We start from the raw sequence: 10,134 nt of genomic DNA, 5'->3' as shown, positions 1-10,134 counted from the left end.
ATTTAGATTGGGTAAAAGAGACGGACGAGGATACCCTGCATTGGATCGAGTTGTATCAAGATTGGGCGCAAGCTAACATTGTCGCAAATAAGCTTTTATCTGGAGATATAAGTGTGCTACATGATTATGTTGAATATATTGGTGCACCATCAGATACATCTGAACAAGATAAGGTTGCCCAACTGTTGAACATTATGATGGCGGCAAACCGATACGAAATAGAAGTGGATGATGTGCTTTCAAGGTTTAAAAAAGACATTGATGCCTTTACTCAACTCCCATCATCTACTGATATGTACACCCGACAAGTAATACCAGAACAGTTTGCACGATTTGGTTATGAATTGGCTTATTATTGTTTACATCGTGGTATGTTCAGTGATGGCTTTAAATACTTGATGTATTCAATGGTAAAAGCGCATACACTAAATAATGAAACTTATTTTATAAACTGTTTGGGGCTTTTCGTGAAGTTTAGAAAGCATGCAGTTCCTGAGTTCAAGGAAGAGTTTCTAAATCTTATTGAAAGGGTGTGGTTAGATAATGTTGAAAAAAGTAGCTTTTCTAATCATTGCGGCTAGTTTTTTGTTTATTGTTACTGTACCTGTTCAGACGAATAGCCATAATCCAATGATACAAGTGCAAGATCAACAAGGAGGTTCTTAAAAAACTTATTGAAAAGGTGTGGATGAACAATGTTAAAAAAAATGGCACTGTTGATCGTCGCAGCTAGCTTTTTGTTAATTGTTACTGTACCTATTCACTCGCATGGTATAGAGCCTCAAGTACAACATGGAGGATTTTAAACGTAAGCAAAGCAAATCCCCGTTAACCTTAATTGGTCGGCGGGGATCTATCCAATAATGGCTTATGATATTTTTCCTCTAACCGCTTTCTTTTCTCTATTGCACCCTCTAAGGTTGTCGCTGTAGCATACCTCCTTTTGCCTTTTACAGTTATGTTTACCTCGTAGTATTCACGTCCCTTTTTTACCCGTTTATGAACCCCTTTATGCCCTGTCTTACTATCGGACCGCACTTTTTTGGTTAACAGCGGAAGCGGGACTCCGTCCACTGACATCTCCGTTTGCAGAATATTCCGGGCCTTCCGGGCTTGTTCTGGCCGCTGACATCCGCACGAAACCGCCTCGCCCCGACGCAGGGTAGTACCGCTTATCGGTATCTCTTTGCCGCAGTCGCACCGACATAACCAGGTGGCATTGTCGCGCCCTGTGCTCCCAGCTCGTGCAATAACCGTGAGCATTCCGCATCTATTCTCGGTTATATCTATCACGTTAACGGGTGACTTTTTGCGTAAACAACCGCAAGACTTTTTTGTCTTGTATTTAAGCTGTGTAGTGGAAGCAACGGTAGGATTACCACAGTCACAAAGGCAGTCCCACCGGCCATCATCCCGCTTGCCTTTAACCGTCAACATCTCATATTTACCGTCTATTTGTATCATTGGTCATATCCCAAGGCGTCCCGTGCTTACCGTCCGCCGAAAAATTTTATAAGTGCGTCAGCAACACGAATCCACAGCTTCATGAACGATATTTTCACATTAGTAATTTCAAGCTCTGTTTTCAACTGGACAATTCTTAATTGCTGTTTAATTATAGTCATAGATCTCGCTCCTCTACTTATTCGTCCTTTACTGTAATTAAATATACCACAAAAGTTGGATGAACATGCTGTAAACAACAGGGCAGTTGACACTATTCAATTTGAATGGTATTATCTGTATGTAAGTTGTCACTCTCCATGTGAGAGTGTGGATTGAAATGAATATGCTCATATTCAACAAAAAACCATCTGGCTCTAGGGCTGGATGGTTTTTTGTATTTACAGTTAAATAGTGAGCCTGTGGCTGAATGTCATCATTACTACATTAAAGTCAGTACTTCCGTTTCTTCCATCTGACCGCTGTCAGAATAGCGGTGGATTACTAACTCACCTTCGAAGTTTGTAACTTGGTAAGACCGATCATGGTCTCTGGACGTGTACCCAACTATGCTGTCATAAAATCCAATGCTGGTGTTGTCTAATATTCTGGCGATACCATATTCGTGGTAAGTGCTACCATGCTCAAATGCTGAACCCATGTTTAGAGCATTAGAGCAGAGCAATGAATTTGCGGTGTGTATGGATACTGTCGTTTTATACTCCTCGCTGTCCTCAAAATCTAGGTACAGCATAATAGACTTGCCAGCATCTGTATCTAAAATTGGGATTGCGAGCCTTATGGATCTATCGTTTGGACAAAAATACTCGTCCACTATTGGATAGTGTAAATCGTCCCAACCAAAGCTTTCGTCTTCTTCTTCCCCTTTCCAGTATCCTGGTTCGGCTCCGTATGGAATCACCCGCCAGTTGGAACCTGTTTTCTGGTTTACATCGTCCATCAGCAGTTTTGCTGATGCGAGAATAACGTTATCTAATTTTTGAAGCCGTTCATTAATTGCTTCTTTAAGGTTTTTTATTCTAAACATTTATTTCTTCTCCTTTGCCCGGCTCCTTGTTGAGCCTGCGACAGATTATATTACAAATCAGTTCCAAACCTACTTTTTAGCCACAAAGGCCGCCCCTCAAATAAAGCGTCTGGCCGGATCATGTTGCCTCTGTAACCAGGCTCCAATGCTCTAAGACCAGACTTTGTAACGTTTTGCTGCGTGGTGCCTCTTCTTTTGGCTACCCACGCAGCTCCAACGTATTCAAGAGGCGATGTTACTTTTTTTCAACGTAGATTGTATTGCCCATTCCATCATCCCATCCGTTCACATCTTCGCCAGCATCCAAGTCAGCGATGATCTGCGCTTGGTTTTCCAAATCTGGAGGCGTGATTGTGAAAAGTGTTTCCCCGTCTTGTACTACCTCGAATTGATGTAAATCGTGGTCAAAAGCAACTTCTTTTACTTCGTATCCTTTACGTGTCCATGTTTTCATTTTATTTTCTCCTTATGCCCGGCTCCTTGTTGAGCCTGCGGAAGTATTACCTTATCCATATTAGTAACAAGCATCAACCGCCATAAACGCTGCTTTATCTAACGATATGATTCGTTCTTTTCTCATCAACGCAATGCCACTTTGGACAAGGTCGTTAATGTACCCCCAAATCCACTTGTCCCCCCGCGCATAGTTAGTGATTCGTTCTTTTAGGCCAGTTTCGATCATCTTAATCTTACTGTCGATCAAGGCGTCAAAATCATCTTGACTCATCGCTTTTGCTCTCGCGATTTTTTCTGCCGCTGTCTCAACTTTAGGTGTGCGGCTGTTAGCCCATGCTTGACGAAGTGCCTCAGTTAAGTACATTTTAGTGCTTCCTCCAAATTTAGCAGCACCTTCACGAGCGATCATCCAAGCTTTCTTCATTACGTTTTTCATTTCTTGTTTCTCCTCTCGTCTTCATCCGGTTTATCCCGGCTTGTTGGTTTATGTATTGTCCCTTGCTGTGATTTAAATATATCACATTTGGTTGTGTTATACAACCGAACAATATGGGAACAAAAAGTGAATAAATAAGTCACATTAATAGAGGTTGACACTATTATCTCTTAGTGGTAACGATAAGTAGTAGTAATAGGAGGGAATAGTATGGGTAAATATGAAGCATTAACGGACAAGGAACTACTCAAGGAACTAAGTGTTATTAATAAAGAATTAATTCAGCGTTTCGGGAGTTTTAAGGAGGCTTGCCGTCTTGCTGGAGTTGTCTATAAAAGCAAAAACGAAAAACTCTATACAAACGAAGACATTCTCGAAAAAATGAGGGAAATAGCTGGCCCAAGAAGACAGTTGTCGCGGGTGGAGTACGATGAAGCTAATTGCTATCCTAACTCCCAAACAATTATCAGGAGATTTGGCTATTTCTCGCGAGCGTGCGAACTGGCGGGGGGTAGAGTTTCAGAGGAGGAAATTAAAGAGTAATAAAGGCGGGCAAACAAAACAAGAAGTGTTTAGAGAAAGAATCGAAAACGGTCTTTGTCCGTTCTGTTCTCGCCCTTGGATTGATCCGCATGAAAATTTAAAAGGAAGTAAACCAAGTCATTGTTTAAGCTGTCAGGAGGAACTTAAAGCGAAATTCCGTTTGGGGGCAAATATAAAGTTTACCCTTTCGGAATTCGCGCGAATTTTAGGTATGACTCCATCGTCTGTTGGAGGTCGTCTGAAAAGTGGAAAACTACCGCAGTACGATGGCTTCACCGATAGTGGTCGTGGTTATTGGAAACTCGAAACAATAATGCCGTACATTTAAAAACTCCGCCGACCAATGTGGTTAGCGGAGTTAGCCTTAATCCAATTTGAAATACAAATGAGGCCTAAAATCATCAAGGTTTTTTGCATCTTTTATGAAAATAGATTGAGCCGCCGTAGTACCATACGTTAGATAAGTATGTCCGAAATCCTTCATGTTTTTATCTGGTCTATACGCGAAGAACATGGCTAGTCCATTACGTAAATGACGGTTTTCCATATCAATTATACCTGGAAATTCCTTTATAAAATTTTCTACTTGGTGCAATTGCGCCGACCTATCATTAGCGTTAACAAAACGCTCTTGATAAAGTATCCGCATATGTTGTCGGTCTTTTGCCTTATCAGTTCCTGCTACGCTAAATTTAGCAAGGAATCGCTTTATAAGTTGCCCATAAATAAAGTAATATTCCTCATCCCTCGAAATCTTTTCCGCAGGGTTTTCGGATAGTAGGCAATTAATAACACTTTTCGTTGTTTCTCGTATGTCCATTTCCTCTGTAACCATGCTAGGCCTCCTTAAGTAAGTTATTTATTTATTCGCTTGTTGGTTCGTTGTTTCCTGCCGATCTTGAATTAATTCCAGCAGGCGATTATAATATCAGTATACATTAGTACATGGTACATTGAAATTTATATTTCTAGTTTAGCTAGAATGGATCATAACATGTGATGTATTGAAATTCTAACAATTCGATTCATAGACTGGTTACCAAAATTACTCTAACTTCAACATGCGATGTTGTCGTACCAAAAAAGTCCCTTAGCCGAGGGGCTTTTTCATTTTGCAGCAGCATTGTAAATCTCTATGTCCGCCCCCGTGTAGCAGCCTTCCCGCTTGGTGTACCACTCGCCAGGCTCTTGTACATAAAATTCATCCGTTGCGAATCCCGACAGATCCCCGGCCAACTCAGCAAATTCCCCGGGCTGAATGACCATAGTCGGGTTGTTCTCCGCCACTACTGTAATTGCTGCTGACTCACCATTGTAAATTAACATCATTTTTTCTCCTCCCGCGTAAGGCCGCGTATTATTTATTCCAGAACACCTTCACCGCTACAATAACTGAAGCGATCAAGGCCGCAATACTTAAGATCCAATCTAACGTTTCCATACGATTACCTCCTATAGAGGGGCCGAAGCCCCGTTATTTCAATTAACATCCTGCCTAGTAATAACTCCCGAAAGTACCTCGAATGTTTGTTTTTCAATCAGCGCTCTCTCTTGATTAGCCAAATATTCGAAATTCGGATGATAATAAACTTCTGGTTTATGTCCATCCTTCTTTTTATGACCAAGTTCTCCATCCTTAACAGCAGCGTTGAGCACAGAACGCACTTCGGCAGGAAGCTTCTTCACTACCACAAATCGTGCCATACGTACCTTTTCAACATTTGCCCTATCAGCAGACATTTCCCCGCGCCGAACCATGTCTTGTAACCATTCAAGATCGTTTTGCGTCAGCTTGTTCATTTCTAACCCTCCCGCGTAAGGCCGCCGCCTGATTGTTTATATAAATTCGTTATGTTATGATTGGGTGTAGAAGGCGCTGTGTAAGCCGCCCTCTACAAAGGAATCCTTAACGTCTGCGCCCACCGCGTCGTTTGGTTCCTTTTTTCTTTTTGTTACGGTTGTGTACGTTTAGTACGGCTAAGGCCGTTACCAGTTGTATGATTGCCGTAACAAGGTTTACCCAATCTTTCATTGCTTTGCTCACCCCCTCACATTTACTATTTTACAGCATTTAAAATGCTTTGTAAATAGTTTTATTGAGTGTTGCAAAAATATTTTAAATGCTTTAAAATTTGCATAACAGGAGTGTGATTTTATGGCTGGAAGACCACCGAAAAAAGATAAGAAGATTAGAGAGGCTATCTATTTTGAGCCGGAATTGTTGGAATGGCTCCAAGAGAAGGCAGAGCAAGAGAAATGTACAGTAAGCGTGTTGGTAAATAGGATGACTGCACAAGCAAAAGAGCAGGAGGGATAAGGCCTCACTGCTCTTTTAAATAAAAAAAAGCCCTCGACATGATGACTTGTGGTATAATCTGGATTGTGCGACAAAACGGCTATCAAGGGCGGTCGGCTAATCTCCCGGAAGGGAGGTGATGCCATGGAAGTTAAAGACGCGCTAATGTTGATGATTCAATTCGCAACGTTGGTGATCCTGATACTTTCTTTCCATAAAAGGAAATAGACCGCCCTGGTGAGGAACCGGTCTATTTCTGGATCAAACCTCAATTGTCGACCGCTCTTATAGCGGTAAGTCGTGCAGGGGACGGTGGCTGCCGTTCCCTTTTTCTATTCTTATGTTATCACAATATGTTTATTCATGGCAATCGACTTACCCGGAAAAAAGGGAGTAACACAGATAAGTGGCTACTCTTTTTTTATAACTTGAATAACGAACGCTTGTTTGCATATAATTAATGCAGAGGAGTGATCATCGTGTTACCAGACATCGAACGCAAACTACTGCGGATACTGTACAACTATTCTGCGGGTCGTAGGAGACTACCGACAATGAAGGAACTGGAGATAAAAACAGGTAGGAGTGTAACGGATATAAAGGCGGGCCTGTTGGCTTTAGAAAAGGACAATTACATCCTATGGGATAACAAGAGCGATACGCGTCATATCGTAATTCTGGAAGGCTGGGACAGGGACCAGAAGATCATTATGCCCATGGGTGACGCGAATAAATACTTCACAGAATATTAAGCCCCGGAGCAATCCGTGGTTTATTTTTTTATGCGCTGGAAAAGATATCACTTGTAAGGAACGTTTGTTCGCATTATAATTTCTACATAATACATCAGGAGGCTACATACATGGGAAAGAAACTTGAGGGAAATGGAATTTGGGAAAGCAGCCGGATAATTATCCCTGAGCATAAAGAGGCTTATTTGAAGCTAATGAAAGATCGCCAGCGGCGCGGTAAACCGGAATTGGACGGCCAAGAGGTACAATTGATTGAACAGGCGCTTATAGACTCTTACAACGCACGTACAGCGGTCACATTGACCGTTTTTAGTCCGTTCGACGATATGGTCATGACTGGTGTAGTTACGTCAATTAACACCGCTAGACGCGAAGTAAAACTGTTTCGTGGGGAAGATGATTATAGTTGGATTAAGCTGGAGGATATTGTGTCGGCAGGCTAAAAATAATTACCTCACATAATACATAAATACTACCATTTAACATGGTAATTGGATTGCCTCGTAGTGGTAGCAAATGTAGTATTAAGGTGTGTTTGTTACCAATTATGTGAAGGGGATATGTGTTATGTGGGAGCCTATTAGGTTCTTGCTTTTTTCAACTGTAGAAACATTTGCAGCATTTGTTTTGATGTTAACTATTTTTAGAGTAAGGGCTTTAGACTATGTATGGCCTGCATTGTTTATTGGATTAATAATGAACTTGCAAAGCTTCATTTTAAGGGAAGAAACATCCTTAGCTTTTTTTGTTTTTACCATTAACATTATATTGTTCACTTTGTTGATCACTACTGTTGTTAGGATGCCTATTATTTGGGCAGCTATAATATCCATTACAGGCTCATTTCTGTACACGTTATTCCAAGCAGTGATTATATTGATGCTCTTTGGAACATTAACAACAGAAATGCAGACTTCAGCAGAGGGGTCATTGGCGCAAGCAGTAACCAGTGCATGGGTGTTAGCCATTTCGTGGTTTCTGTATAAATTTAAAATAGGCTTTACAGCAGATTATGAAAACCTTCGTTTTAGGTGGGAACACGTACTTGTTGTTATCTTGATAGTTGGGGTACTTGCTGCATGTACATTTATGTTCTACTTCAACAATTTCTTTCTGAGCATTATATTTATAACCTTGGCATCTATCATGTTCTTATATTATGCGCTAAGAACGGAGCGTGAATATTATAAAAAGCCTTGACTCCATCGCTCTTGATATTGCAACACACATCAAAACCGTTGTACCCGATCATCCGGCATCTGTGAATGTTTTAAAACATGGGATAGCCGTTGTGATCAACACTGTTTCAATTATTTTATTGACTATCGGCATTTCGTTTTTCACGGGTAAGGCTCTTGAAGCTGTAGTGGCGATGATTTCTTTTTCTTTACTGCGCCAAGTTGTGGGTGGGGTGCATTTAAAGAGTAATCTGACATGCATAGTTGTATCAACAGTTTTACTTACCGCTTTATCTTTTGCGAATTTCAACTACAATTTGGTCGTAATTACGTCGATATTAAGTATGATACTGGTCTTAATTTATGCCCCATCACGGATAGAGGGAAGGACTCGTATACCAAGACGATACTACCCATTGCTAAAATGTTTAGGAGTTGCAATTGTTGCTCTTAATTTGGGGTTGGCTTATCCGGTAGTAGCTGCTAGTTTTTTTGTTCAGAGTTTAACACTAATAGAAGGAGGTGTGAAAAAATGAAGAAAACCAAACTGAGTAAAGTGAAGGCTGGTATGTATTACAATGTTGCAGCACTTCTTACATCTCTTGCAGTTGCATCTGTAAGCACGGCAAGTCTGTCGTGGATTCATAGTCCAGAACCACCGGAAGAATTGTTAAAGTAAGCGGGGAATGTTAAATGCTAAGTTTAACCGTATCGGCAGATCCTGAAGGTTTTATAGATGGTGGAAACGTATCAGTGGACAAGGTTCTTTTTATTTCTAAAGGCCGTAAAAAGAATCAGCTTCTAGTGCACACATTTGAAAGAACCTACTACATGATAGGTACTTTAAGACATTGGGAAAATTTCCTGAATAGTAATGGGTTTAATTTTTTGAATGTAGATAGAAGTAACACTCTTAATGTAGAAAAAGTTAAAATCGTTAATGGCATCTTCAAGGATGCTTACTTTGAGTGTGAAATAACAAAAACATCGAAAAGATGTCCAATTTCTCACCATCGGTTTGATGAGGTTGTCGAAGAAATGGGCTTCGTGAATTCGAAAATATTAATCACTGGAGCCGCTATTAAATAGTGGCTCTTTTTGTCGAAAACAATTGTCTTTAAATGTCGAAACTTGTAACACATTCAGCGGCTGAATTTATGTTGCCAAAGAACCTAATATTGGGATTTAATATAGGTATAAGGTTCGATTTTTAAAATAAAGGGAGGCGGTTAAGTGTAGATAATTACATAGGTCGGATGTAACAAAAAACGCCTCCCATAAGAGAGACGCACAAATGTGGGTTGGCATCCCCGCCAGGATAGCCATGTTAGATCCCACGGAAAAATAATCAACGTGAGTATACAAGATGTTCGACCATTAGTAAACCATTTCATTTACACAACATGATGAGACAAAGGAAGTGTATCTATGAGAAGATATCAAATTGAGATCCCATGGGATGTTGAGAAGGAAAATGCCGAAATCTTTGTAAAATCCATGGCAATCGCTTTTCATATGGAATTGCCAGCAGAAATTAAGGCGGAGTCCCCCTCATCTGTGTATCATTTTTTGATTTCGGAATGATTATCACGATTCATAATAAATCGGCCTTTGCCTGGGATGCGATTAGGCACAGAAACTCGGTTACATCGCAAAAAAGGACAATGGCAGTAGACAGAACAACACATACAGCATCAGCCGCATAGAGATATTTATCCCCGCTCGCGGTCGAATGGTGCATTTTACATTTAGTAAAAGGGGAAAAGAGCAGTGAGGAATTAATCCACCTGCTCTTTTTATCGGGGACGAGTTGGGGACAAATTGGGGACAGACCATATTCCCCTATTGAGAAATGAATCCAACAGGTTCCAAATAAAAAATAAAAAAGGCTTGATTTTATTGTTATTAAGGAATATAATCTAAATCACGGTGTACGACAAACAACACTGGCAGCGATGAGGTCAGGGGTTCGATCCCCCTAG

The 10,134-nt window shown here is 40.7% G+C and carries 19 protein-coding genes and 1 pseudogene; 12 read left to right on the top strand and 8 right to left on the bottom strand.

Going from position 1 to position 10,134, the window contains the following annotated elements; all coding sequences use genetic code 11:
* Positions 1 to 581 (top strand): annotated as a pseudogene (locus tag L693_RS0103410) (transcriptional regulator); the annotation flags it as partial.
* 909 nt (positions 582 to 1,490) lie between these two features.
* Here L693_RS0103410 and L693_RS31885 read toward each other — a convergent pair.
* From L693_RS31885 to L693_RS0103385, 4 genes are all read right to left on the bottom strand, one after another.
* Positions 1,491 to 1,625, bottom strand: coding sequence for a hypothetical protein (locus tag L693_RS31885; RefSeq protein WP_269320820.1), 135 nt, complete (start codon positions 1,623 to 1,625; stop codon positions 1,491 to 1,493).
* Positions 1,626 to 1,885: 260 nt separating this feature from the next.
* On the bottom strand, positions 1,886 to 2,491 hold the full coding sequence (locus L693_RS0103395) for a hypothetical protein (protein ID WP_025716053.1): 606 nt from the start codon (positions 2,489 to 2,491) through the stop codon (positions 1,886 to 1,888).
* Between the two features lie 235 nt (positions 2,492 to 2,726).
* Positions 2,727 to 2,945 (bottom strand): hypothetical protein, encoded by a 219-nt coding sequence (locus tag L693_RS0103390; RefSeq protein ID WP_025716052.1) that lies wholly within the window; start codon positions 2,943 to 2,945, stop codon positions 2,727 to 2,729.
* A 60-nt stretch (positions 2,946 to 3,005) separates the two neighbouring features.
* Positions 3,006 to 3,383 carry a hypothetical protein gene (locus L693_RS0103385; protein WP_025716051.1) on the bottom strand — a complete coding sequence of 126 codons (378 nt, stop codon included), beginning with the start codon at positions 3,381 to 3,383 and terminating at the stop codon, positions 3,006 to 3,008.
* Positions 3,384 to 3,593: 210 nt separating this feature from the next.
* Here L693_RS0103385 and L693_RS0103380 point away from each other — a divergent pair, with 210 nt between their 5' ends.
* Positions 3,594 to 3,926 (top strand): hypothetical protein, encoded by a 333-nt coding sequence (locus L693_RS0103380; protein WP_025716050.1) that lies wholly within the window; start codon positions 3,594 to 3,596, stop codon positions 3,924 to 3,926.
* The gene (locus tag L693_RS30390) at positions 3,814 to 4,254 is read left to right on the top strand and encodes a hypothetical protein (protein WP_197029826.1); all 441 of its coding nucleotides are present in this window, start codon (positions 3,814 to 3,816) and stop codon (positions 4,252 to 4,254) included. The genes L693_RS0103380 and L693_RS30390 overlap by 113 nt, the downstream gene beginning before the upstream one ends.
* A gap of 36 nt (positions 4,255 to 4,290) precedes the next feature.
* Here L693_RS30390 and L693_RS0103375 read toward each other — a convergent pair whose 3' ends face one another.
* The 4 genes from L693_RS0103375 to L693_RS31880 form a co-directional block, all read right to left on the bottom strand.
* A complete protein-coding gene (locus L693_RS0103375) occupies positions 4,291 to 4,761 on the bottom strand; it encodes a hypothetical protein (RefSeq protein WP_025716049.1) in 471 nt (156 codons plus the stop codon).
* Positions 4,762 to 5,033: 272 nt separating this feature from the next.
* On the bottom strand, positions 5,034 to 5,255 hold the full coding sequence (locus L693_RS0103370; protein WP_025716048.1) for a hypothetical protein: 222 nt from the start codon (positions 5,253 to 5,255) through the stop codon (positions 5,034 to 5,036).
* 150 nt (positions 5,256 to 5,405) lie between these two features.
* Positions 5,406 to 5,726, bottom strand: a complete 321-nt coding sequence (locus L693_RS0103360) for a hypothetical protein (protein WP_025716047.1) — start codon at positions 5,724 to 5,726, stop codon at positions 5,406 to 5,408.
* Positions 5,727 to 5,832: 106 nt separating this feature from the next.
* Positions 5,833 to 5,958, bottom strand: coding sequence for a hypothetical protein (locus L693_RS31880; RefSeq protein ID WP_269320819.1), 126 nt, complete (start codon positions 5,956 to 5,958; stop codon positions 5,833 to 5,835).
* A gap of 123 nt (positions 5,959 to 6,081) precedes the next feature.
* Here L693_RS31880 and L693_RS30385 point away from each other — a divergent pair, with 123 nt between their 5' ends.
* The 9 genes from L693_RS30385 (at position 6,082) to L693_RS29760 (ending at position 9,736) form a co-directional block, all read left to right on the top strand.
* On the top strand, positions 6,082 to 6,243 hold the full coding sequence (locus L693_RS30385) for a hypothetical protein (protein ID WP_167438774.1): 162 nt from the start codon (positions 6,082 to 6,084) through the stop codon (positions 6,241 to 6,243).
* A gap of 123 nt (positions 6,244 to 6,366) precedes the next feature.
* The gene (locus L693_RS32260; RefSeq protein ID WP_277813538.1) at positions 6,367 to 6,450 is read left to right on the top strand and encodes a putative holin-like toxin; all 84 of its coding nucleotides are present in this window, start codon (positions 6,367 to 6,369) and stop codon (positions 6,448 to 6,450) included.
* A 251-nt stretch (positions 6,451 to 6,701) separates the two neighbouring features.
* Entirely contained in the window at positions 6,702 to 6,974 is a 273-nt protein-coding gene (locus tag L693_RS0103340; RefSeq protein WP_025716046.1) for a hypothetical protein, read from the top strand.
* A 110-nt stretch (positions 6,975 to 7,084) separates the two neighbouring features.
* Positions 7,085 to 7,417, top strand: coding sequence for a YolD-like family protein (locus L693_RS0103335; protein ID WP_025716045.1), 333 nt, complete (start codon positions 7,085 to 7,087; stop codon positions 7,415 to 7,417).
* A gap of 124 nt (positions 7,418 to 7,541) precedes the next feature.
* Positions 7,542 to 8,174 (top strand): hypothetical protein, encoded by a 633-nt coding sequence (locus L693_RS0103330; protein WP_025716044.1) that lies wholly within the window; start codon positions 7,542 to 7,544, stop codon positions 8,172 to 8,174.
* Positions 8,152 to 8,688, top strand: coding sequence for an accessory gene regulator ArgB-like protein (locus tag L693_RS0103325; RefSeq protein WP_025716043.1), 537 nt, complete (start codon positions 8,152 to 8,154; stop codon positions 8,686 to 8,688). The genes L693_RS0103330 and L693_RS0103325 overlap by 23 nt, the downstream gene beginning before the upstream one ends.
* Complete coding sequence (locus L693_RS28755; protein WP_081752074.1) at positions 8,685 to 8,831, top strand: cyclic lactone autoinducer peptide; 147 nt, start codon at positions 8,685 to 8,687, stop codon at positions 8,829 to 8,831. Before L693_RS0103325 ends, L693_RS28755 begins: the two co-directional genes overlap by 4 nt.
* A gap of 14 nt (positions 8,832 to 8,845) precedes the next feature.
* The gene (locus L693_RS0103315) at positions 8,846 to 9,241 is read left to right on the top strand and encodes a LytTR family transcriptional regulator DNA-binding domain-containing protein (RefSeq protein ID WP_025716042.1); all 396 of its coding nucleotides are present in this window, start codon (positions 8,846 to 8,848) and stop codon (positions 9,239 to 9,241) included.
* A 339-nt stretch (positions 9,242 to 9,580) separates the two neighbouring features.
* Positions 9,581 to 9,736, top strand: coding sequence for a hypothetical protein (locus tag L693_RS29760; RefSeq protein ID WP_155983756.1), 156 nt, complete (start codon positions 9,581 to 9,583; stop codon positions 9,734 to 9,736).
* Positions 9,737 to 10,134: the final 398 nt, after the last annotated feature.

Source organism: Paenibacillus sp. 1-18, from assembly GCF_000520755.1.
Taxonomy (GTDB): Bacteria; Bacillota; Bacilli; order Paenibacillales; family Paenibacillaceae; genus Paenibacillus; species Paenibacillus brasilensis.
Note: the sequence above shows the minus strand (reverse complement) of the source record. Positions and strands in the feature narration are given on the sequence as shown.

Excerpts from the sequence above, each read along its gene's own strand:
- L693_RS30385 (WP_167438774.1), top strand. The coding sequence starts at position 6,082 with ATGGCTGGAAGACCACCGAAAAAAGATAAGAAGATTAGAGAGGCTATC.
- L693_RS0103385 (WP_025716051.1), bottom strand. The coding sequence starts at position 3,383 with ATGAAAAACGTAATGAAGAAAGCTTGGATGATCGCTCGTGAAGGTGCT.
- L693_RS31885 (WP_269320820.1), bottom strand. The coding sequence starts at position 1,625 with ATGACTATAATTAAACAGCAATTAAGAATTGTCCAGTTGAAAACAGAG.
- L693_RS28755 (WP_081752074.1), top strand. The coding sequence starts at position 8,685 with ATGAAGAAAACCAAACTGAGTAAAGTGAAGGCTGGTATGTATTACAAT.
- L693_RS0103315 (WP_025716042.1), top strand. The coding sequence starts at position 8,846 with ATGCTAAGTTTAACCGTATCGGCAGATCCTGAAGGTTTTATAGATGGT.
- L693_RS0103375 (WP_025716049.1), bottom strand. The coding sequence starts at position 4,761 with ATGGTTACAGAGGAAATGGACATACGAGAAACAACGAAAAGTGTTATT.
- L693_RS0103390 (WP_025716052.1), bottom strand. The coding sequence starts at position 2,945 with ATGAAAACATGGACACGTAAAGGATACGAAGTAAAAGAAGTTGCTTTT.
- L693_RS0103380 (WP_025716050.1), top strand. The coding sequence starts at position 3,594 with ATGGGTAAATATGAAGCATTAACGGACAAGGAACTACTCAAGGAACTA.
- L693_RS0103335 (WP_025716045.1), top strand. The coding sequence starts at position 7,085 with ATGGGAAAGAAACTTGAGGGAAATGGAATTTGGGAAAGCAGCCGGATA.
- L693_RS0103330 (WP_025716044.1), top strand. The coding sequence starts at position 7,542 with ATGTGGGAGCCTATTAGGTTCTTGCTTTTTTCAACTGTAGAAACATTT.
- L693_RS30390 (WP_197029826.1), top strand. The coding sequence starts at position 3,814 with ATGAAGCTAATTGCTATCCTAACTCCCAAACAATTATCAGGAGATTTG.
- L693_RS0103395 (WP_025716053.1), bottom strand. The coding sequence starts at position 2,491 with ATGTTTAGAATAAAAAACCTTAAAGAAGCAATTAATGAACGGCTTCAA.
- L693_RS0103370 (WP_025716048.1), bottom strand. The coding sequence starts at position 5,255 with ATGATGTTAATTTACAATGGTGAGTCAGCAGCAATTACAGTAGTGGCG.
- L693_RS0103360 (WP_025716047.1), bottom strand. The coding sequence starts at position 5,726 with ATGAACAAGCTGACGCAAAACGATCTTGAATGGTTACAAGACATGGTT.
- L693_RS32260 (WP_277813538.1), top strand. The coding sequence starts at position 6,367 with ATGGAAGTTAAAGACGCGCTAATGTTGATGATTCAATTCGCAACGTTG.
- L693_RS31880 (WP_269320819.1), bottom strand. The coding sequence starts at position 5,958 with ATGAAAGATTGGGTAAACCTTGTTACGGCAATCATACAACTGGTAACG.
- L693_RS29760 (WP_155983756.1), top strand. The coding sequence starts at position 9,581 with ATGAGAAGATATCAAATTGAGATCCCATGGGATGTTGAGAAGGAAAAT.